General features: G+C 70.1%; 22 protein-coding genes and 1 riboswitch. Of the genes, 1 reads left to right on the top strand and 21 read right to left on the bottom strand.

Going from position 1 to position 19,893, the window contains the following annotated elements; translation table 11 throughout:
- The 8 genes from Q8Q85_15855 to Q8Q85_15890 all read right to left on the bottom strand — a co-directional run.
- Positions 1 to 494 (bottom strand): RpiB/LacA/LacB family sugar-phosphate isomerase (locus Q8Q85_15855; GenBank protein MDP3775734.1); only part of this gene is annotated, 494 nt, incomplete at its 3' end.
- Positions 491 to 1,144: a matrixin family metalloprotease gene (locus Q8Q85_15860; protein ID MDP3775735.1), complete on the bottom strand. Its 654-nt coding sequence runs from the start codon at positions 1,142 to 1,144 to the stop codon at positions 491 to 493. The genes Q8Q85_15860 and Q8Q85_15855, both read right to left, overlap by 4 nt.
- Positions 1,141 to 1,977, bottom strand: coding sequence for a metal ABC transporter permease (locus Q8Q85_15865; GenBank protein ID MDP3775736.1), 837 nt, complete (start codon positions 1,975 to 1,977; stop codon positions 1,141 to 1,143). Before Q8Q85_15865 ends, Q8Q85_15860 begins: the two co-directional genes overlap by 4 nt.
- The gene (locus Q8Q85_15870; protein ID MDP3775737.1) at positions 1,974 to 2,903 is read right to left on the bottom strand and encodes a metal ABC transporter substrate-binding protein; all 930 of its coding nucleotides are present in this window, start codon (positions 2,901 to 2,903) and stop codon (positions 1,974 to 1,976) included. The genes Q8Q85_15865 and Q8Q85_15870 overlap by 4 nt, the downstream gene beginning before the upstream one ends.
- Positions 2,889 to 2,953: riboswitch (guanidine-III (ykkC-III) riboswitch) on the top strand. (Overlaps the previous gene by 15 nt.)
- Before the next feature lie 65 nt (positions 2,954 to 3,018).
- On the bottom strand, positions 3,019 to 4,269 hold the full coding sequence (locus Q8Q85_15875) for a hypothetical protein (GenBank protein ID MDP3775738.1): 1,251 nt from the start codon (positions 4,267 to 4,269) through the stop codon (positions 3,019 to 3,021).
- A 53-nt stretch (positions 4,270 to 4,322) separates the two neighbouring features.
- Positions 4,323 to 4,688 carry a hypothetical protein gene (locus Q8Q85_15880; GenBank protein ID MDP3775739.1) on the bottom strand — a complete coding sequence of 122 codons (366 nt, stop codon included), beginning with the start codon at positions 4,686 to 4,688 and terminating at the stop codon, positions 4,323 to 4,325.
- A 1-nt stretch (position 4,689) separates the two neighbouring features.
- Positions 4,690 to 5,592 (bottom strand): deoxyribonuclease IV, encoded by a 903-nt coding sequence (locus Q8Q85_15885; GenBank protein ID MDP3775740.1) that lies wholly within the window; start codon positions 5,590 to 5,592, stop codon positions 4,690 to 4,692.
- Positions 5,592 to 6,242, bottom strand: coding sequence for a protein-L-isoaspartate(D-aspartate) O-methyltransferase (locus Q8Q85_15890; protein MDP3775741.1), 651 nt, complete (start codon positions 6,240 to 6,242; stop codon positions 5,592 to 5,594). Before Q8Q85_15890 ends, Q8Q85_15885 begins: the two co-directional genes overlap by 1 nt.
- An 88-nt stretch (positions 6,243 to 6,330) precedes the next feature.
- Between Q8Q85_15890 and Q8Q85_15895 the strand changes: the two genes are divergently transcribed.
- Positions 6,331 to 7,773, top strand: a complete 1,443-nt coding sequence (locus Q8Q85_15895) for a diguanylate cyclase (protein MDP3775742.1) — start codon at positions 6,331 to 6,333, stop codon at positions 7,771 to 7,773.
- Here Q8Q85_15895 and Q8Q85_15900 read toward each other — a convergent pair.
- From Q8Q85_15900 to lepA, 13 genes are all read right to left on the bottom strand, one after another.
- Positions 7,770 to 8,204, bottom strand: a complete 435-nt coding sequence (locus Q8Q85_15900) for a hypothetical protein (protein MDP3775743.1) — start codon at positions 8,202 to 8,204, stop codon at positions 7,770 to 7,772. The two genes, Q8Q85_15895 and Q8Q85_15900, sit on opposite strands and share 4 nt — an antisense overlap.
- Positions 8,194 to 9,213, bottom strand: coding sequence for a MerR family transcriptional regulator (locus tag Q8Q85_15905; GenBank protein MDP3775744.1), 1,020 nt, complete (start codon positions 9,211 to 9,213; stop codon positions 8,194 to 8,196). Before Q8Q85_15905 ends, Q8Q85_15900 begins: the two co-directional genes overlap by 11 nt.
- Before the next feature lie 63 nt (positions 9,214 to 9,276).
- Positions 9,277 to 9,501: a hypothetical protein gene (locus tag Q8Q85_15910; GenBank protein MDP3775745.1), complete on the bottom strand. Its 225-nt coding sequence runs from the start codon at positions 9,499 to 9,501 to the stop codon at positions 9,277 to 9,279.
- Positions 9,498 to 10,643: a peptidoglycan DD-metalloendopeptidase family protein gene (locus tag Q8Q85_15915; GenBank protein MDP3775746.1), complete on the bottom strand. Its 1,146-nt coding sequence runs from the start codon at positions 10,641 to 10,643 to the stop codon at positions 9,498 to 9,500. Before Q8Q85_15915 ends, Q8Q85_15910 begins: the two co-directional genes overlap by 4 nt.
- A gap of 82 nt (positions 10,644 to 10,725) precedes the next feature.
- Positions 10,726 to 11,583 (bottom strand): permease-like cell division protein FtsX, encoded by an 858-nt coding sequence (locus Q8Q85_15920; GenBank protein ID MDP3775747.1) that lies wholly within the window; start codon positions 11,581 to 11,583, stop codon positions 10,726 to 10,728.
- Positions 11,580 to 12,275 (bottom strand): cell division ATP-binding protein FtsE, encoded by a 696-nt coding sequence (gene ftsE / locus Q8Q85_15925; protein ID MDP3775748.1) that lies wholly within the window; start codon positions 12,273 to 12,275, stop codon positions 11,580 to 11,582. Before ftsE ends, Q8Q85_15920 begins: the two co-directional genes overlap by 4 nt.
- Before the next feature lie 25 nt (positions 12,276 to 12,300).
- Positions 12,301 to 13,458, bottom strand: coding sequence for an aminotransferase class I/II-fold pyridoxal phosphate-dependent enzyme (locus Q8Q85_15930; protein ID MDP3775749.1), 1,158 nt, complete (start codon positions 13,456 to 13,458; stop codon positions 12,301 to 12,303).
- A gap of 8 nt (positions 13,459 to 13,466) precedes the next feature.
- On the bottom strand, positions 13,467 to 14,018 hold the full coding sequence (locus tag Q8Q85_15935; protein MDP3775750.1) for a hypothetical protein: 552 nt from the start codon (positions 14,016 to 14,018) through the stop codon (positions 13,467 to 13,469).
- A complete protein-coding gene (locus tag Q8Q85_15940) occupies positions 14,015 to 14,911 on the bottom strand; it encodes an ATP-binding protein (GenBank protein ID MDP3775751.1) in 897 nt (298 codons plus the stop codon). The genes Q8Q85_15935 and Q8Q85_15940 overlap by 4 nt, the downstream gene beginning before the upstream one ends.
- Complete coding sequence (locus Q8Q85_15945; GenBank protein MDP3775752.1) at positions 14,908 to 15,894, bottom strand: carbohydrate kinase family protein; 987 nt, start codon at positions 15,892 to 15,894, stop codon at positions 14,908 to 14,910. Before Q8Q85_15945 ends, Q8Q85_15940 begins: the two co-directional genes overlap by 4 nt.
- Positions 15,891 to 16,865, bottom strand: coding sequence for an ROK family protein (locus Q8Q85_15950; GenBank protein MDP3775753.1), 975 nt, complete (start codon positions 16,863 to 16,865; stop codon positions 15,891 to 15,893). The genes Q8Q85_15945 and Q8Q85_15950 overlap by 4 nt, the downstream gene beginning before the upstream one ends.
- Positions 16,866 to 16,873: 8 nt before the next feature.
- Positions 16,874 to 18,025, bottom strand: a complete 1,152-nt coding sequence (locus Q8Q85_15955) for a glycosyltransferase family 9 protein (protein MDP3775754.1) — start codon at positions 18,023 to 18,025, stop codon at positions 16,874 to 16,876.
- A complete protein-coding gene (lepA, locus tag Q8Q85_15960) occupies positions 18,022 to 19,818 on the bottom strand; it encodes a translation elongation factor 4 (protein MDP3775755.1) in 1,797 nt (598 codons plus the stop codon). The genes Q8Q85_15955 and lepA overlap by 4 nt, the downstream gene beginning before the upstream one ends.
- Positions 19,819 to 19,893: the final 75 nt, after the last annotated feature.

The following is a 19,893-nucleotide window of genomic DNA, read 5'->3' on the forward strand; positions in this document are numbered from 1 at the left end:
GCAGCGGTGGTGAGGTCGTAGCATAGGGCCGCGCGCACGCCGGGCACCTTGTTGGCCGCCATCGAGCTTCCGATCCCCGCGCCGTCCACCATGATCCCCCGCCAGGCCCGGCCGTCCACTACGGCTCTGGCAACAGCAACGGCGAAGTCGGGATAGTCCACGGGGTCCGTGCCAAAGGTGCCCACGTCGAGGACATCATGTCCCAACTCCGCGAGCACACCTTTCAGGTGCTCCTTCATCGGGAATCCGCCGTGGTCGGCGCCGAGGGCGATCGTCGGGAGCCGGGAGGCGGGAGCCGTACCCGCGTCGCGCGTGGAAGGTACGGCTCCCGGCTCCCGGCTCCCGTCACCCGTACTGACGAGGGCCACGCCGAGCTGCTTTGCCAGGTCCCGCGCCGCGGGCGTCACGACCGCGCCCTTCGCCACGGCGAGCGTGCGGGCGCCGCCGGCCGCGCGCCGGACGTCCGCCTCGGTTATCGCGCGCGCCTTGCTCACCGAGGCCTCGGCCCGATCGTGGGGGTGGTGTGGTAGAGCTGCTGGATAGTGTACTTGTCAGCCGGCGTGAGCGACCGGCGCCGGGGCTGCGGGTACATCAGGTCCGCGACGTCGGGACTGTGGGAGAGCAGTCCGAGGGCGTGACCCAGCTCGTGGGCGGTCACGAAGTGGTAGCACCCGGCGACCGCGACCGAGTCGGTGGAGACCGGCGAGACGTACGCGTGCATGGGCGCGTCGAGGGCCGTGTTCAGCGTGTCGAACTGGGTGACGCCGCGGCAGGCGCCCACCGAGTCCGCCGCAACGACGACAGCTCCCGCGGCGGGCGGCAGGACCGGCGGGTTGCGCATGATGATGTCGGCCTGGGTCGAGTCGGACGTCAGGGTCATCGAAAGCTCGTTGCAGCGGAACGCGTTCGCCCAGAGCTGCATCGCCGCGACCGTGTTCGCCTGCAGCTCGCCCACCGGCTCGGCGTAGATGCGCACCGGGAGATAGGAGCCGGGCCAGCGGAAGATGAAAGCCGTGTCTGACGCCAGGGAGAATCCGTAACCCGACACGTTGGGCTCGAAGCAGGCGCCGGGGCCGACGTTGTCGCTGCACGCAACGCCGACCACCAGCGCGGCGGACGTGGCGATCCACCAGCCCCTTCTCACGCTGCCGCCGTCTCTCGCATGAGCAGCCGCTTCACCACCACCGCACCGAGCAGCACCAGCCCGAAGGTGCAGACGATGACCGGGCCGGTGGGCCAGTCGTTCCAGTAGGAGAGCGCGAGACCTCCGGTGGACGCGACCGCTCCGGTCGTCCACGCGATGATCGTGAGCGGCGCCGGCCGACTCGTGAACATGAACGCGGTGACCGCGGGCACCACCAGGAAGCTGAACACCAGCGGCACGCCGGCGATCGGCACGGAGAATGTGATGACGAGGCCGAAGCCCAGGTAGAACCAGAAGTCCCACCAGCGCATGCGCCAGCCCTTCGCCTCGGCGGCATGGGGCTCGAAGGAGATCAGCTCGAAGCGTTTGCGCATGATGAGGAAGTACGCGCCGAGGCCGACGTAGGCGCCGACGAGCCTGACGATCGTTGGCCAGGTTACCCAGAGGACCGTCCCCTCGAGGATCTCCCTGATGGCCTCGCCGCCGTTGGGTACCTGGTTGGCGATGAGGATGGCGGCCGCGGACGCCACGACGAAGACGATGCCGATGATCGCTTCCTGCGGCACGCGACCATGGTCCTTGGTGCGCGTGGCCGCGAAGATTGCCGCCCCGAGGATGACGGCGCCGATCGCGAAGAGCTGCGCCGCGGGGGACGTACGCGCCACGCCGAACAGCAAGCCGGTGGTCGTGCCGAGCGCGGCCATTTGGGCGAGGGCGAGGTCCACGAAGATGACCTCCCGGGCGATGACGTGCAGCCCGAGGTACGAGTGGATCGCCACCAGGATCATGCAGGCCACGAACGGCCGGAACATGATCTCGAGGAAATCGCTCACCGTGCCTCCGTCGGGGCGCCGCCGGCGAAGCCGCGCGCGAGCTGGGTCACCCAGGTGTTCATCAGGTCGAAGTAGGTCTCCACGCCCGGCGCGCCGTGAGTGTTCTCGGGGACCACGACGGCCGTCGCGCCAGTCCGTTCCGCCACCTGGCGGATCTGATTCCTGTCGAAGTAGTTGGAGGCGAAGAGCACGGGGATGTGCCGGTCCCGCATCATCGCGATGACCTCCTGCACGTGCCGGGGCGTGGGCGGGATGCCTGGCTTGGCCTCGATGTACTCCACGCACTCAACGCCGTAGCGCCGGTTGAAGTACGCCCACTCCTTGTGGTAGCAGACCATCTGCCGGCCGCGGAACGCCTGGGCCTGCTGCATCCAGCCACCGAGGCGGGCGCTGAGCGGCTGGCCCTGGTAGTTGGTGCTCTGGAGGAATGGCATCAGGCGGTCGCTGTTGGCAAGGCTGAAAAGAGCGGCGGGCGTGACGATGCGCACCAGGTCGTCGCCGAAGGTCGCGCGCAGGACGCGCAGCTCGAAGTCCTGCTCCCGACCGGCGAAGAAGGCCGAGTTTTCCGGCGAGACGCGCTGGAGGCCGGCCAGGATGTTCCGCGCGATGATGATGGCGTTGATCGGGTCCGTGTGGATGTGCGGGTTGCCGTAGATGTGGATGTCGCCGTGCGAGCGGCTCAGCGAGGCGGGCAGTTCGAGCAGATTCATGCCCTGGAAGGCGGCCACGTACCCCGGCCCGCCTTCCCGAACGCGCCCGTTGTTCGCGCGGTCTAGCAGCGCCGGAACCCAGAGCTCGAGGTCCATCCCCGTGGTCACGAAGAGGTCCGCCCGGCGCAGGGCCGGCACGAAGCTCGGCCGGGGCTGGACGAAGTGCGGGTCCTCGTCGCCCTCGGCTATCGAGGTGACGACACCGCGGTCGCCCACGATCTCCCGGGCGATGGCGCCGTACGTGGTGAGCGAGGAGACGACGCGCACGGGATTCTGCGGCGCGGCGAAGGCGGATGCGAGCGCGACGGCGTGAAGCAGGATGGGTATCATGCTAGAAGACCTCGTGTTTGTGTGGCCCCATGGCCCAGACCGCATGGAGCGCGAGGCGTTCGGAATCGAGCGCGGCCGCGTCGCGACGGTGCGTCCACTGGGCGCGCAGGTACACGAATTCGCTTTGCCAGAAGGTGAGCGTCGCGTGCGTCTCCCACTCGTGCGACGCCACCAGGGGGTCAGGACTCTCCACGTAGTCCCCCCGCGCGCCGACGATCCACCGCCGGTTCAGGCGCCACTGCCCGCCGATGTAGCCGCCGAGGCGCGCCGGGCCGCCGCCGTCAAAGCGGCGGCGGAGCGCGAACAGCTCGCCGCGGACGGTCAGCTCGCGATACTTGGCCTGCGCCGGCGGGCGCCAGCTGAATCGCGCCGCCAGCACGCCGAGCGTGGTCTCGAGGCTGGAGTCCGGGTTGGTCCCGTACAGGCCGGTGGCGCTCAACTGCCCGTAGGTCGAGCGGCTGAACTGCCAGAAGCCGGAAAGCTGCGACAGGTAGCTCGGACGATCCCCCGCGGCGAAGAGCGTGGTGTTAGTCCCCCGAGTGACCTGAGTGGTCAGCTCGAAGGCTCCCGCGCGGCCGGAAAACGGCAGCGGCCAGTAGAGCGATACGCCCGTCCCCGCGAGGCCTTCGGTTCCGCCCAGGTAGAGCTGGTGCACGAGGGGAAGCTCGCCTTCGGGGAGCGCGTGGCGGTGCCAGCGGTTCAGCTCGCCCACCGGTTGCCGGAACTTGCCGACGTCCAGGCGGAGGCGCCCGGGGAGGCCGGACCAGTACGCGTAGCCCTCCTCGATGTCGACGCCTTCCCGGGTCACGGAGGCGAAGATCTTCGTGTAGGAGTAGGGGTCGAGCGCGGACTGGAAGGAGAACTCGAACTCGCGCGCGTCGAAGGATTCGGTCTGCGGCCCCGGTCGCAGCACCGACCCGTGCACGATGGCCGTGACGCTGATTTCGGGATTGAGCGCGTTAAGGCCGAGTCGGGCCTGCGACGGCGCCGCGGAAGCGGCGGCCCCGGAGTCGCCGGCAGCGGCGGCGGCGGCACGCAGGGCCGCGAGGTCGTCGCCGACGGAGGAATCAGAGCGGGCCCAGGCCAAGCTGTCGAGCCGGGACTGGAGCGCGCGCACCACGGCCGCGAGTGAATCGAGCGTGCGTTGCTGCCGACGCGCGACCGAATCGGCCGGTGTCTGGGCGGCGAGTCCCGCCCCCCACAGTAATGTCGTCGCGGCGAGCGCGACGGCTCGTCGTCGTATGGAATGCATCGTAACAGGTTCCTGGTCCGGAGTGGGGCGGCGCATGGCGCGCCACCCGCAGGTCAGCCGAGGAAAACGGGCGGGGCTCTGGAGCGGGTGGGACGATGGACGCTGCGTTCCGGCTCCAAGGTTTCGCGACCTGCGGTTCGAACCGCGGTCGTGCGACCCCCGGCGCTAACCGCAACCGCTTCCGCGCGCCGCGCCCGCATGGTCGCGAGCTGGCAGAAGACGCACTTGTCGGGCTGATGGAGCGCGGTGCACGCGTGAGTGTGGTTGCGCTCGATGCCGGCCTGCTGCGGTGGGTGCTCCAGTTGTGCTTCCGCGAACGGGGCTCCGGCGTAGAGCAGCCCCTGCGCGACTGCGACCACCAGCGCCAGGCGCCGCAACAGGGGGTACCGGCCCGTCCTCAGCATGTCGAAGGATACCATATCACCCTGCGGGACTCAAAGTTCCGGCCGGGTTCGATCGAGCGCGGCCATAGGCCCTGAGACGCCGGAGCATCCGGCGGTCGTTCGTCACCTCATCGTCTCCCTTCGGCGTCTCGATCACCTTGATCGCGCCGCGGAAACGCGGGTCCACCATGATGTTGCGGAAGGGGGTGCGTCCCAGCTCCCCATCACCGATGAGCGCATGGCGGTCCAGACGGCTGGCTAGCGCGCCCTTCGAGTCGTTGAGGTGGAGCACGGCCAGCCGGTCCAGCCCCAGCGCGCGGTCGAAGCTGCGCCAGACGCCCTCGAAGTCGCCCACGAGGTCGTAGCCCGCGGCCAGGAGATGGCAGGTGTCGGCGCAGAAGTCCACGCGGCGCCGCGCGCGGGCCGGCATCCGGTCCACCAGGTCGGCCAGTTCTTCGAAGCTGGAGCCGAGGGCGGTGCCCGATCCCGCCGTCGTCTCGATCGCGACCTTCACCAGGCCCGGCGCGGCGGCCAGACACTCTGCGTAGGCCGCGGCGTTGCGGGCGAGCCCCCGCTCGCGGTCGTCGATGAAGTTTCCCGGGTGGGAGACTACGTACGCGAGGCCGAGCCGCTCGGCGCGGCGCAGCTCCGCGACGAAGCCGGCCTGCGACCTCGCGCGCAGCGATTCGTCGGGGGAGGCGAGGTTGATGAGGTAGGAGTCGTGGCTCACCGCCACGGCGATACCGTGACGGCTGCACGCGCGCTCGAACTCGCGCGCCGTCTTGGCGTCCACCTCGCGCTCGCGCCACTGGTTGGGCGTCTTGGTGAAGACCTGGATGGCGGTGGCGCCGACCGCGCGCCCGCGCCCGGGCGCGAGCGTCACGCCGCCCTGCGTGGAGATGTGGGCGCCGAGCCGGTCCGGCGCGCGGAGGCTCGACACTAGTGCGTGAAGGCGTGCGCGCCGATCAGGGGTACGAATCGGCAGGCGCCCGCGCGGTAGGTAGCCAGTCCCGACGACGCGAGCACGCCGACGATGAGCTCCTGGAGCGCGCGGTCCCCCACGGGAACGGCCATGCGGCCTTCGGGCGCGAGCTGATCGATGAGCGGTGCGGGGATCAGCGGCACCGCCGCGGTGACCACGATTCCGTCGAACGGCGCCTCGTCCGGCCATCCGAGCGAGCCGTCGCCGATACGGAACTCGACGTTCTGGTAGCCCAGGAACTCGAGGCGTTGCCGGGCGCTGTCCGCGAGCGAGGGAAGGCGCTCGACCGTGTACACGCGCCGCACGAGATGCGCGAGTATCGCGGTCTGATATCCGGATCCCGTACCGATCTCGAGGACCCGATGGGTGCGCCGTGGCCGCAGCAACGCGGTCATCAGCGCGACCATGTAGGGCTGGGAGATGGTCTGAGCCTCGCCGACGGGGAGCGGCGCGTCGTCGTAAGCAGCGCGGGCGAGGGACGGCGGCACGAAGAGGTGGCGGGGGACCGTGGCCATCGCGGCGAGGACGCGAGGGGACGTGATGCCACGCGCGGCCAGCTGGCGCCGGACCATGCTACGGCGCGCGAGGCGGGGCTGGTCAGCGTCCACGGCTCGGAAGCCTCCGCTTTCTCGTCGCTTGCGAGCGGCCGCGCCCCGGACTACGTTCACCCCGGAGTTTGTCAGACATGGGGCCTGCTTGACCGAAATCTTCCGTTTGCAGCTCCTGCTGGTCGGCGAGCGGTCCGCGCGGCCCGCGGATCTCGTGCCGGCGCTGAACCAGGCCGGCTTCCGCGTGGACGAGCTGTCCGAGGGCGCCGAGGCCGGGCGGTGGGCGTCGGAAGAAAGGTACGACGCCGTGCTGCTGTGCGTGGCCACCGAGGGCCCCGAGGCGGCTGAGCAGGTGCTGGCGTTCAAGAACGCCGCGCAGGGATCGGATGTCCCGTTGGTCGCGGTGAGCACCGGGCAACGCCCTGAGGTGCTCGCCGACCTGCTCCGGGCCGGGGCGGACGACGCGCTCGCCGCGCCCATCCGGCCGGACGAGCTCCAGGCGCGTATCGCGCGCATCACCCAGTTGCACCAGGACCTGCACGATCTGCGGGCGTCGCTGCGACAGCGCGAGCTGCTGTTCGACATCTTCCAGGAAGTCTCCGCCTCGCTGCGCGCCGAGGAGATCTTCCAGACGCTGGTGCGCCGGGTAGGCCAGGCGCTCAGGCTGTCGCACTGCTCGTTCGTCCTCACCCAGCCGGGGGAGCGTCACGGGCGCGTCGTGGCCGTGTACGAGAACAGCGCCGCGCGCGACATCAGCGTGGAGCTGGACAAGTACCCGGAGCTCCGCGAGGCGCTCCGGACCGAGCGGCCCGTCGTCATCGAGAACATCAAGGAACATCCTCTCTTCGCGTCCATCAGGGAGCGATGGGAGGCGCAGTCCATCGAGGTGAACATCCGCTCCGCGGTGGCGCTGCCGGTCTTCGTGCAGGGAGCGCCGGCCGGGGTGTTCTTCCTGCGCACCAAGCACGGCGACCCCGACCTCACGGCGCGTGACGTGGCGCTGGCCGACACCATCGCTCAAGCGGCGGCCAAGGTGCTGGAGAACGAGGAGCGGCGGGCCGCGATCTTCCGCCGGCAGAGCGGGGCGGGTGAGCTGGACGCGATGACCGGGTGCGCGAGCCTCGACGCGCTCGCCCGGCGGATCAAGGACGAGTTCGAGCGGGCGCGCCGGTACCGGCTGCGCTTCTGTCTCGTTCTGCTGGACCTCGATCGTTTCCGGGAGGTCAACGAGCGGCTGGGGACGCCGGCGGGCGATACGATACTGGTCGAGATGGGGCACCTGCTCCAGCGCGAGCTGCGATCTCCCGATTTCGTGGCGCGGTACGGCGGAGACGAGTTCGCCCTGCTGCTTCCGGAGACCGACGCGCGCGGTTCCCGGAACTTCGTTCAGCGGCTTCGCGCTACGGTGCTCAAGCACACTTTTGCCACCCAGGCCGACGGGCGCCCGACCTTCTCCGCCGGCATCGTGTCCTTCCCGCATCCTGAAGTCCTCCGGACGGAGGACCTCTTCACCCTGGCCAACAGCGCGCTGGTGCGCGCGAAGGCCACGGCCGACGACCATATCGCCGTCGCGCACGCCTCGGGGGCCTAGCTCCGCCCCGGCCCGCCGTCCGCTTCCGCCGCCGAGTGGAACGCGTCCGCGAGCGCCAGTTCCACGGATCGCAGTTCGTTCCGCAGCTTGGCCATCACGTTGTCGTAGTACTGAAGCGATTCCAGGTTGCCGCCCTGAGCCTCGACCGCGGCCCGCAGCTCCGCGATTCGCTCGAGGTGACGATCCACGCTGTCGGAGAGCAGGCCGAGCGCGTGGCGCAGTTCGTTCGCGGATTCGCGACGGCGGGCGCGGCGGCGGTGCAGCGCTGCCACGATCTCGCGCATGCCGACCGTGGGAATGCGGCCGGAGGGCAGGATAGCCGGCGCCTCGTCGTTCGGCGCGGCGACCGCGGCAGCGGCCTCCTGCCCCGCGGCGCGTTGCGCGGCGGTATCGGCCGCCTGCCCGTTGCGACGTTCCTTCCTACCGTTCACTGTCCTGCTCGCCTCGTCGGAGGAAGCGATTGATCACCGAGGAGCGCTTGCCGCGACCGTGCTCCAGCGCGGCCTCGGCGTCCGCGGCACGGTGCTCAAGCTTGAGCTTGGACTCGCGCAGCCGCTCGACCAGCGCCCGCTCGGCCTCCAGCTCCTGGCGCAGGCGCTCCATGTCGCCGCCATCTCCCACGTCCTCATGCGAACCGCCTATTCGCGGCGGGCTCGATCCGGGTTCGGCAGCCGGCGTCTCGACCTCGATACCCGAGAAGGGATTCGCCCCGATGAACGACGGTTCCAACGGCGCGACCGGCTGGGCCGGTTCCGGCCAGATGCGAATTGGCTCGGGGATCGGCGGTGGAGGCGGTGGAGGCGGCGCGCTGTAAGCCGGAGTCGGCTCCGGTGCCGGCGGCGCTGATACCGGCTGTGGAGGTGCGGGAGGTGGCGGGGGCGGGGGGGGTGGCGAGGGCGGCGGCGCGAAGCTCTCGGTGGGGGCGGCGCGCTTGGCGGCGACGAGAGCCGGCGCGGGCGCCTTGGCCGCGCTCAGGCTCCGTCCGGGCACCGTCACGCCGGCCCGGTCGGCGATCTCAACCAGCACCTTGTCCTGGCCTTCGAGCACCGAAGAGAGCCGCACGATCTCCTTGGCCATCTGCCACAGCGCGTCCCTCTGCTCCCTTTCGCCGTCCAGTATCGCGGCGAGCAGGTCGAGGTTGGTCACTTCTTCCAGCGACCGCGTTGGCGCCACCTTCTGGGTGGGCAATGCCACCGAGGCGGTGCGCGGCGCATGCTGGTCCAGCGAGCGGAGAATGTCGCGCTTCGATTGGCCGGACGCGTAGCTCCTCGCGATCGAGCCCAAGACCGCAATGGCCTGCGGCGGGTACCGGCGCCGGCGCCCCGTCCCTACCGAAGGAATGTGGTCGAGAAAGGCGTCCCGGTAGTACCGAACCGTAGATTCCGGGAGGTCGAGCTCGACGCCGAGCTGTCGGAGAGTCAGGAGGGTGTCGTCAGACATGGCATGAAAGAATACGGCGGGAGCGCGGGAGCGCAACCTTGGGGCTGCGTCTTGTTGGCTGGGTTACCAGGCACCCTTGGCGGAGCGCCAATCCGTGCCGCAGCGGGGGCAGTGCTGCCCCCCCTCCGGCTCGGCGAGTGCGTAATCGAAGCCGCGGCCGCAGCCGCACTCCGCGGAGAGCGTTTCGTAGCCGCAGACGACGCAGAAGCCATCCGCGGGATCGTAGGCCCGGAAACGGCCGCACGTGTCGCAGTGTTTGGTGACCCGGTCGCCGCGGTCCGCGGTCACTGCCGCCGTCTGAGCCACGCGATGGGGTCGAGTGCCGCCCCGCCCTGGCCGCGGATCTCGAAATGGACGTGCGGGCCATGGTCCGAGTTGGCACCGCCCGACGTGCCGATCACGTGGCCGCGCTGGATCTGTTGGCCCTGCCGGACGGACGCCTCAGCCAGGAAGCCATAGACGCTGTAATAGCCCCCGCCGTGATCGATGACCACCGAGAGACCGTAGGTGCCCAGCGGCTGCGCCACTCGCACTGTCCCGGCCGCGATCGCCTTGACCGGTGTCCCGGTGGGAGTAGCGATCCCGATGCCGTTCCAGCGGATCGTGGTGTTGTTCGGGAGCTGCTGCCGTCCGAAGCGGTAGATGATGTCACCGTTCACCGGCCAGTCGAGCTGGCCCAGGTCCGAGGTCCGGATGGTGCCGGCCCGCGCGGTCGCCCCGGCCGCGCGCTCGGCCGCCAGACGCCGGCGCTCGAGCTCGACGATGAGGCCGTTGAGCCGCGACTCGTCCCGGACCAGCTGAGCCAACCTGGCCTCCATCCGCCGCTGCTCGCGCTCGGAGTCGCGCAGGCTCTGCTGGCGCTGCTGCTCAAGCTGCCGGAAGCGCTCGTTCTCCTGAGCCCGCTCTTCGCGGCGGTTGGTCAGGCTGTTGCGCAGGTTGAGGAGACCGTCCCGCTGGTCCGAAACGCGGTCGCGGAGCGCCTTCACCTCCGCCACCAGCTGCCGGTCCTGCCGGCTGATCAGGTACAGGTACTTGTAGCGCGAGATCAGGTCGCCGAACGACTCGGCGCCGAGCAGGACCTGGGCCGCGTAGAGCGACCCGCGCTTGCTGATCTCGGAGAGGCGGTGCTCGAGGATGGCCCGCTTCTCGGAGAGTGCGTCCTCGGCGACGATGAGGTCGGCCGTGGTGCGCTCGATCTGGGACCCCATCGCGGCTACCTGGAGGTCCAGCTCGCTGACGATTCGGCCGGTGGTCTGGACCTGCTGTTCGATGTTCGTCAGCTCGCTCGCGAGCGAGTGCACCCGGCCCCGGAGCCGCTCCATTTCCTGCTGTAGCCGCTCGCGCTCGCGCCGGATCTCGAGGAGCCGCTGCTGGCTTCGCTGGAGCGTGCTGTCCCGCGCCGGCTGCTGCGCGAGGATACCAGAGGGCACGGAGGCACCGAGGCACAGAGACAGCGCCCAAACCAGCGCGGTTGCGGTGGCGGATCGCCGTGCGCCCGTGCCCCGGTGCCCGCTACACATTCCGCAGGTGCCGGCCGACGCTGACCGTGCTGCCTACCAGGCCGATCAGCCCGCCGGCGGCTACGCCGAGCAGGGCCTGGGTGGACGTGAAGAACGCCGCACGCAGCAAGTAGGCATCGATCAGCGCGTACGCGCCGTAGCACAGCGCCACCGCGCCCAGGCCGCCCAGGAGACCCTTCAGCAGCCCCTCGATCAGGAACGGACGCCGGATGAATCCGTCGGTCGCGCCGACCAGCCGCATGATGGCGATCTCGCGGCTGCGCTGGAGCACGGCCATGCGGATCGTGGTGGAGATGATGATGATCGCCACGAGCGCGAACGCCGCGCCCACGACGGCGCCCACGGCGCCGGCGATGTTGCGCAGCCGGTCGAGCTTCTCGACCCAGTCCTGGCCGTAGCGCACGTCGTCTATGAAGGCGTAGGTCCGCAGCCGCTCTGCCACCGTGGCCGCGTGCTCGGCGTTGCGGAACTGCGGCTTCAGCCGCACGTCGAGCGAGGCGGGCAAGGGGTTGGTCTCGAGGTCCTGGAAGATGTCCTTGAACTCGGTGAGGTCACGCCGGGCGCGGGACAGCGCGTCTTCCTCCGTGACGTGCAGTACGGCCTGGACCTCGGGGAAGGCCTCGATGTCCTGCGAGGCCATCGTGACCGTCTCGATGGGCGTGCCGCGCTTGAGGTACGCCACGACCTCGACCCGCTCCGCCACGTCGCCGATGGTGCGGCGGATGTTCACGGCGACCAGGCCGAAGAGGCCGAACACGAACAGCGAGAACGTGATCGTGGTGACCGACAGCGCCGAGAGGAGCGGCGCGCGCTTGAATGCGAGGGCGGTCTCGCGCAGGACCAGGCTCATGTCGGGGCCGCCTCCGCCGGCGCGGCGTCCGCCGCGGAATCGTAGGCGACCCCGCCGTGCTGGAGCTCGATCAGGTGGCCCTTCACGCTCCGCACGATGTCCAGGTCGTGCGTGGCCACCACCACCGCCGTCCCGCTCGCGTTGATGTCCTTGAGGAGCTGCACGATGCCGCGCGTGGCTCGCTCGTCGAGGTTCCCCGTCGGCTCGTCCGCGATAAGGACCAGCGGGTCGTTGACCAGCGCCCGGGCGATCGCGACCCGCTGCTGTTCGCCGCCCGACAGCTCGCGGGGGTACTGGTTGGCCTTGCCAGCCAGGCCGACCTGCGTCAGCACCCGGATCACCCGGGGTCCGATGGTCGAGCTGCGGGCGCCGGTCACCTCGAGCGCGAAGGCCACGTTCTCCTCCGCGGTGCGGTCCTCGAGGAGCTGGAAGTCCTGGAAGACGATCCCCAACCGCCGCCGGAGCCTCGGGATGTCGCGTTGGCTCATCCGGCTCGTCGCGAAGCCGGAGACCCGTAGTTCACCAGCCGTGGGGCGGTCCGCCAGGTACATCAGCTTGAGCGCCGTGGACTTGCCGGCCCCGCTGTGGCCGGTGAGGAACGCGAACTCGCCCTTCCCTATGTGGAAGGACACGTCCTTCAGCGCGGCGCCGGTCTTCGGGTAGTCCTTGGTGACGGATGTGAACTTGATCACGGGGTCAATCTAGGAAAGAAGGGGCCTACGCTGCGGCCAAGCCGCGCGTGAGGTCCGAGATGAGGTCGTCCGCGTCCTCGAGGCCGAGGGAGAACCGGAGGAAGCCGTCGGGGATGCCGGCCGCCGCGCGCTGCTCCCCGGTCATGGCGGCGTGGGACGTGAACCGCGGCTCCGAGACCAGCGTCTCGACGCCGCCCAGGCTGGGGGCGTGGGCGATGAGCTTGAGCGCCTTCAGGAAGCGCTCCGCCGCCCTGGGGCCGCCGGCCAGTTCGACGCCCACCATGCCGCCGTAGCCGTCGAGGGTCTTCACCGCGAGCTCGTGGTCCGGGTGCGACTGGAGCCCGGGGTAGTTGACCTTCCGCACCTTGGGCTGCTGCTCGAGCCAGGTGGCCACTTTCATCCCGGTCTCGTTGTGGCGCGCCAGTCGCACCGCGAGGGTCTTCATCCCGCGCTCGATCAGCCACGCGCAGTGCGGGTCGAGGGCCTGGCCCCAGACCTTCATCCGGCTGCGCACTTCCTCGACGAACATCTCGGTGCCGGCTACTGCGCCGGCGATCACGTCGCTGTGGCCGTTGAGGTACTTGGTCACCGAGTGGATGACGACGTCCGCGCCGTGCTCGAGCGGCCGGAAGTTGATGGGCGAGGCGAAGGTCGAGTCCACGAGGAGCGCGATCCCCTCGGCCTTGGTGAGGATGCTCAGCCAGTCGAGGTCGAGGATGCGCATAACCGGGTTGGTGGGCGTCTCGACGAAGATCACCCGGGTGTTCTTGCGCAGCTTGGCCCGCCAGTCGCGCCGCCGGTCGGGGTTCACGAGCGACGTCTCGATTCCCAGCCGCGCGAAGTCCTCGGTGAAGAGCCGGCGGGTTCCGCCGTAGATCCACTCGCTGGAGAGGATGTGGTCGCCTGGCTGGAGCACGGCGAGGTGCGCGAGCGCGGTAGCGCCCATGCCGCTCCCCACGAAGATCGCGGCCTCCGCGCCCTCGAGGCGCGCCAGCCGCTCGGCGAGGCGGAGCTGGTTGGGGTTGTTGCCGTAGCGGGTGTAGAGGACCTCCTCGGAGGGCCCGAACGGAGCGACGAAGGTGCTGGACTGGTAGATGGGCGCGGCGACCGGGTCGGCGGCGGCATGGGCGCCGCCCTCGCCGTGGATCGCGATCGTCGAGGGGCCGTGCGTGCGGCGCTTCATCCCGCGGTCTAGGCGGCGGAGAGCGGGAGGTAGCGCTCGGCGGAGCGCGTCGCGAGGCGCCGGCCTACGAGGTCGTCGAGAAGGCTCTTCGCTTCGTCGAGCGTGCAGGCGAGGTCGGCGGCCATCTCGTCCGCGGCGGCGCTGCCGCGCGCCGCCAGCCGCTCGAACGCCATCCGCGCCCGTTCCGCCACCAGGCCCAGGAGGCGGAGCGTGCCGCTCTCCTCCAGCACCATCGCGAGCTGGTGGCGCAGCAGCACCTCCTCGAGCAGCTCGGCGTTGTGCTCGGAGACACCGCGGATCACGAAGAACAACTCGGAGACGGGGGACTCCGTGGCCAGCGATGCCTGGAGGAGCTTGGCCACGATCTCGTCGGCGCAGGACCAGTCTATGAGGCGAACCGCGGAGAAGTCGAGCACCACGACGTTCATGCCGTGGTACTGCCGCAGCTGCGTCTCGATCGAGGTGCGCACGGCGCGGCCCGTCGGACGGGTCACCAGGTCGTAGTGGAATTCGGCCACGCTGCGCGACAGCACCGCGCGCACGTCTATCTCGGTGATCACTTCGTTTCCTGCGCCCCCGCGGGAATGACCAGTTGAACCTGCGCGCCGGGGAACGGCGCGAGACCTTCGGTGAGCGGCACGTCCTCTTCCCACGGCGGGTTGATCGCGATGCGCGCGGTGCCGCTCCTGATGGTGATCTTGCCCTGCCAGCGATGCAGGTACCGGCGGATCCCGGCGAGCCCCTGCCCGCGGCCCGGGTCCCTGAACCGGCTGACGTTCCGGAGCAGGGCCGCCTCCAGCGCGGCGCCGTCGCCCCAGCGCTCGCCCACGCTCTTGCCCTGCGTCGGTTCGAGAGTGTGCCGGAACCCCACGCCGGCGTCGGCCACGGCGATCACCACGACGCGCCTGCCGAGACGTCGCCAGTTGTACGCGTGGACGGACACCCAACCGCCCGTTCCGGCGTGTTCCACAATATTCTGACAAGCTTCCGAAAGCGCCATACCGAATCCCATCGTCGCCTTCGCGTCGAGCCTCAGCTCGCCGGTGAGGATCGCCGCGGAGCGCTCCTGGATGTGGCTGACCACGGCGTGGACGTCGTTGGCGCCGCGGACCGCGGTGACTTCGAGGAGCACGGTGGTCGGCGCGGCCCGCACCTTGGGCACCACGCCGTGGATCTCGAACAGCTCACGGGCCTGCGTGAAGAAGCCGCAACGCGACCAGAAGTGCGCGACGTCGCGGTCCCGGGGCACCGTGAGCAGCGGCTGTGCTCCGTTCCTCTCGGTCAGCGCCTGGCCCGCCGCGAGGAGGCCCACGAAGCCGAAGGGCGAGATCCACTCGCAGGCGTGAGCGTCCACGATCACCTTGGCGCCGCCCTCCGCCCGCGCGAAGGAGGCCGCGAACTGCTCGAACGACCAGTCGTCGAGGCGCGCGGGGACGTCGATCACGGTGCTCACGAGGTCCTCACGCCCGAAAGAGCGCCTCGCAGGTGGCGCTGGAGGCCGGTGGCCCCGCGATAGCTGACGTTGCGTCGCGCCATCCGGTTCGCCGCGGCCACCGCGGGTTCCAGGTCCATGCCGGCGAGAAGCGCGGACATGAGGGTCGCGCCGAAAACATCGCCGCAGCCGGTCGGGTCGCCGGAGACCGGCGAGCCTTCGGTCTTCACCAGCGCGGTCCGCACGATCGGCCTGCCGCGGACGGAGCGCTGGGCGCGGCGGTGGGCGAAGCCCGGCGTGGCGAGCGAAGTGAAGTCGCCGGCGGCGAGGTACACGGCTCCGCGGCCGCCCATCGTCACGCACACCGCCGAGACGCCGCGCTCCAGCGCCCCAGCGGCGAGCGCGAGGGGCTCGTCGCCCAGCTGGTCCATCTCGCCTTCGTTGAGCTGCGCCACGTCGAAGCACGCGAGCCACTCCAGCGGCTCCGCGATGGGCCGCTCGAAGCGCGTGCCGTCATCCATGCGTCCGAGCGCCAGGGAATGGAGGTCGCCGTAGATGGGGCCGTGGAAGGCCTGCCGCAGCGACCGCGCGGTGGGGAGGTCGCACTCGTAGCCGGTGATGAAGTTGACGTAGAGCGCGTCGAGGCCCATCACCATCGGCCCCAGCTCCTCCCAGGTCCAGGTCGGGATGCCGCCGATGAGTCCCTCGCAGCGGCGCTCGTCGCTGGTGTAGTTGAGCCTGACGCGGGGATTGGGGTCCGGGACCTCGGCGAATCGCGCCTCACTTGCGACGCGCGAGAGCGAGCGCAGGAACTCCTGCGCCCGGGGCGCGAGGTCTCTCCCCACTTTGACGATCGGCACTACTTGCCAGTCCGGCGGCAGCGAGGTGTCGAGGCCCGCGAGGGAATAGCTGATGCCGCCCCACTCCTCGACCGGTGCCGCGCCGGGGTCGCGGCCCACTATGGTGTCCCAGATCATGGTTCCGAGGACGCCGAGGCGCTTCACACCTCGCCCCAGGTCTGCATCTTGAAGGTCGCCGCCGCGCCGTAGACCCCGGCCGTCCCCGGCAGCTCAGCGGGCACGATCTTGCAGCGTTCCCAGGCCGGCTTGAAGGCGCGCCGCTTCACCTCGGCCCGGAGCGGCGTGTAGAGCTTGTCGCCCGCGAGCGTGACCCCGCCCGCGATCACGAAGGTGTCGGGGTTGAAGATGTTGATGAGGTTGGCGACGCCGGCGCCCAGGAACTTGGCGGTGTCCCGCACCACCTCGAGCGCGTAGTCGTCGTCGTCGTGCGCCGCCTCGTACACCGTTTGCGCGGTGATCTTGGCCAGGTCACCACCCACGTAGTCGGGGAGCGTGGTGTCCGCGCCCGCTTCGACCCCTTCGACCGCGCGCGCCGCGATCGCGGGCCCGGACGCGTACGCCTCGAGGCAGCCGTAGTTGCCGCACTTGCAGCGCCGCCCCGTCGAGTCGATGGTCATGTGCCCGACCTCGCCCGCCGCGTCCCCCGCGCCGTGGTAGATCTTTCCGTCGAGCACGATCCCGCCCCCGATTCCCGTCCCGATGGTGATGCCGACCAGGTATCGCGAGCCCTTCGCCGCGCCCACCCACCACTCGCCGTAGATGGCGCAGTTGGCGTCGTTGTCCAGGGTGGCCGGAAGCCCGGTGGCGTCGCTCACCAGCTGCCGCAGCGGAAGATTCTTCCAGCCGAGGTTGGGCGTGACGAGCACCATCCCCGCCTCGCGGTCGAGCGGGCCCGGCGAGCCTATGCCTACGCCGGCGATCCGGTCGCGCGTGATGCCTGCCACGCGCCCCGCCTCCGCGATCGACTCATCGACCAGCCGCGCGATGCGCGAGATCACCGCCGGAGCGCCCTCCTCGGGGCGGGTCCAGTCGGCGCGCACGCCGTGGAGCGCCGAGCCGTCCTCCGCCACCGTGCCGACCACGATGTTCGTCCCACCCAGATCCACGCCGACCATGAACCGCACTACGACCTCCTCCCACGAGTCCGCACAATCTGGAGCACCGTCCTCACCTCGGCCAGCACCCGACCCACCTGGGTGTCCCGCATGCAACGGTGATGCACCAGCGGGCACACCACGGGTCCATGGTGATGACAGGGGCGGCACGTCATGGGATCGGGCTCGACCACGCGCGACCACGGCGCCCGCGCGGCGAATCCGAAGGCCGGGACCGTCGGGCCGTAGATCTCGATCGTGGGCGTGCCGGCGGCCGAAGCGAGATGTACCGGCGCCGAGTCGTTGGAGACGAGGACGCTCGCGCGGCGGATCAGTTCCCCCGAGGCGAGGATCGAGAGCTTCCCGGTCCCGTCCGCGAGCTGTCCGCGGTCACCCAGGGCGTTACGGATGGCGCGCGCGTCGGCGCGGTCGCCGGGCCCGCCCACGATCGCGAGCGGGACCTCGGCCATGAGCGCCTGCGCCAGCTCGGCGTAGTAGGGCCAGCGCTTCGTGCCCCACTGCGAACCCGGAGCGAGCGCGACGAACGCGCCGGTGATGCCCGCTTCAGCGAGGAGCCGGTCCACCGCTTCGCGCTCGCCGGCCGAGGGGAAGATCTCGGGCTCGCGACGTTCGGGCGCGCCGTCGGCGAGGGCGAGGAGCCGCTCGACCTGGTGCGGCTCGCCGCGGGTCCAGACCTCGTGGGTGTAGAACCACCGGCCCTTGGCGCCCCGGAAACCGATGCGCCGCGGGATCTTCGCCAGCACGGCTAGCAGCGCCGAGCGCGGGCTTGCCTGCGCGAGGTAGGCGACGGAGTACTGGCGCACCCGCAGCTTCCGCACCATCCGCACGAACCCACCGATGCCCTGGTCCTTCCCGTTCTTGTCGAAGGTGATGACCTCGCGGATGCTCGGGTTGTTCGCGAGCACCGGCGCGGCGGCGGGGATCGTCACCACGTCCACCGGCGCGCCGAGCCGCTCGGCGGCCCGGCGGATCAGCGGCGTGGTGAGGATCACGTCCCCATGGAACGCGGTCTGGATGACGAGCCCGCGACTGATGGAGCGGCTGATGCGTCCCGAGGGCCGCGGGGCGGGCAGCGGTTCGCCGGTCGCGTCCTCGAGCGGCGGCGCGGCCAGGCCGTCCGGGAGCCGCACCAGGCGCGGCTCGCTCCCGCGCTCCGTCATTCGACTTTCAGCACCGCCAGGAACGCCTCCTGGGGGATCTCTACGGTGCCGACCTGCTTCATCCGCTTCTTGCCTTCCTTCTGCTTCTCGAGGAGCTTGCGCTTCCGCGTCACGTCGCCGCCGTAGCACTTCGCGGTGACGTTCTTCCGAAGCGGCCGCACCGACTCCCGCGCGATCACCTTGTTGCCGATGGCCGCCTGGATCACCACCTCGAAGAGCTGGCGCGGGATCAGCTCGCGCAGCTTCTCGGCGAGCTTGCGGCCCCATTCGTATGCCTTGTCCCGGTGGATGATCACGCTGAAGGCGTCCACCGAGTCGCCGTTGATCAGCATGTCGAGCTTCACCAGGTCGCTGGCGCGATAGCCGCCGAACTCGTAATCGAGCGTGGCGTAGCCGCGCGAGAGGGTCTTCAGGCGGTCGTAGAAGTCGAGGATGATCTCGGCCAGCGGGAACTCCCACTCGAACTCGACCCGCACGGGATCGAGGTACTTCATCCCGAGATAGGTGCCGCGCCGCTCCTGGCCCAGCTTCATCAGCCCGCCGATGTAGTCCGCGGGCGAGATGATGCGGGCGCGGACGAAGGGCTCCTCGATGCGGTCCACCTCGGAGCCGGTGGGCATCTTGCTCGGGTTCTCGACGATCTCCTTGGAGCCGTCGGTGAGGTAGACGTCGTACTCCACGTTAGGCACCGTGGTGATGAGGTCGAGGCCGAACTCGCGCTCCAGCCTTTCCTGCACGATCTCCATGTGCAGGAGGCCGAGGAAGCCGCAGCGGAAGCCGAAGCCCAGCGCGACCGACGACTCGGGCTCGTAGTGCAGCGACCCGTCGTTCATCTGGAGTTTGGCGAGCGCGTCCCGCAGGTCCTCGTAGGCTTCCGGCGCGGTGGGGTATAGCCCCGCGAACACCATGGACTTCACGTCGCGGTAGCCGGGGAGCAGCTTCGTGGCGCGGCGGTCCGCGTCGAGGACCGTGTCACCCACGCGGGTGTCGCGCACCTCGCGGATGTTGGCGTGGACGTAGCCCACCTCGCCGGCGCTCAGCTGGTCGGTGGGCCGCTGGCCGAGCTGGAGGTAGCCGACCTCGTCCACCTCGTAGGTCTCGTCGTGCGCGCCGAAGGCGATCCGCATCTTGGGCTTCAGGACGCCGTCCACCACGCGGATGGACGGGATCGCGCCGCGATAGCGGTCGTAGTAGCTGTCGAAGATGAGCGCGCGCAGTGGCGCCGTCGGGTCGCCGGCGGGCGGCGGGACGCGCGCGACGATGGCCTCGAGCAGCTCGGGAACACCGCGCCCCTCCTTGGCGGAGACGAGGAGTATCTCGTCCGGGTCGGCGCCTATCAGGTCGTGGATCTCCTGCTTGCGCTTCTCCGGCTCGGCGGAAGGGAGGTCGATCTTGTTGAGGACCGGGATGATCTCGAGCCCCGCGTCGAGCGCCAGGAACAAGTTCGAGAGCGTCTGAGCCTGGATCCCCTGCGACGCATCCACCACGAGGATCGCGCCCTCACACGCGGCAAGCGACCGGCTGACCTCGTAGGTGAAGTCCACGTGGCCCGGCGTGTCTATGAGGTTGAGCTCATAGGCGCCGCCATCGGGGGAGGCGTACGACATCCGCACCGCGTTGAGCTTGATGGTGATGCCGCGCTCCCGCTCCAGGTCCATGGTGTCGAGGACCTGGGCGCGCATTTCGCGCTTGGAGAGCGTGCCCGTCGCCTCGATCAACCGGTCGGCGAGGGTGCTCTTGCCGTGGTCGATGTGGGCCACGATGCAGAAGTTGCGGATGTGACGGGCGTCCATGGGCGGGCACAAATATACCCGGGGCGCGGGCGCGATGGGTGCGGCGCTCGCGCCTGGGCGGGTCCGCGCGCTATC

This window comes from Gemmatimonadales bacterium (genome assembly GCA_030697825.1).
Lineage (GTDB): Bacteria > Gemmatimonadota > Gemmatimonadetes > Gemmatimonadales > JACORV01 > JACORV01.

Excerpts from the sequence above, each read along its gene's own strand:
- Q8Q85_15875 (MDP3775738.1), bottom strand. The coding sequence starts at position 4,269 with ATGCATTCCATACGACGACGAGCCGTCGCGCTCGCCGCGACGACATTA.
- Q8Q85_15880 (MDP3775739.1), bottom strand. The coding sequence starts at position 4,688 with ATGGTATCCTTCGACATGCTGAGGACGGGCCGGTACCCCCTGTTGCGG.
- Q8Q85_15905 (MDP3775744.1), bottom strand. The coding sequence starts at position 9,213 with ATGTCTGACGACACCCTCCTGACTCTCCGACAGCTCGGCGTCGAGCTC.
- Q8Q85_15920 (MDP3775747.1), bottom strand. The coding sequence starts at position 11,583 with ATGAGCCTGGTCCTGCGCGAGACCGCCCTCGCATTCAAGCGCGCGCCG.
- Q8Q85_15930 (MDP3775749.1), bottom strand. The coding sequence starts at position 13,458 with ATGAAGCGCCGCACGCACGGCCCCTCGACGATCGCGATCCACGGCGAG.
- Q8Q85_15950 (MDP3775753.1), bottom strand. The coding sequence starts at position 16,865 with ATGGTCGGCGTGGATCTGGGTGGGACGAACATCGTGGTCGGCACGGTG.
- Q8Q85_15955 (MDP3775754.1), bottom strand. The coding sequence starts at position 18,025 with ATGACGGAGCGCGGGAGCGAGCCGCGCCTGGTGCGGCTCCCGGACGGC.
- lepA (MDP3775755.1), bottom strand. The coding sequence starts at position 19,818 with ATGGACGCCCGTCACATCCGCAACTTCTGCATCGTGGCCCACATCGAC.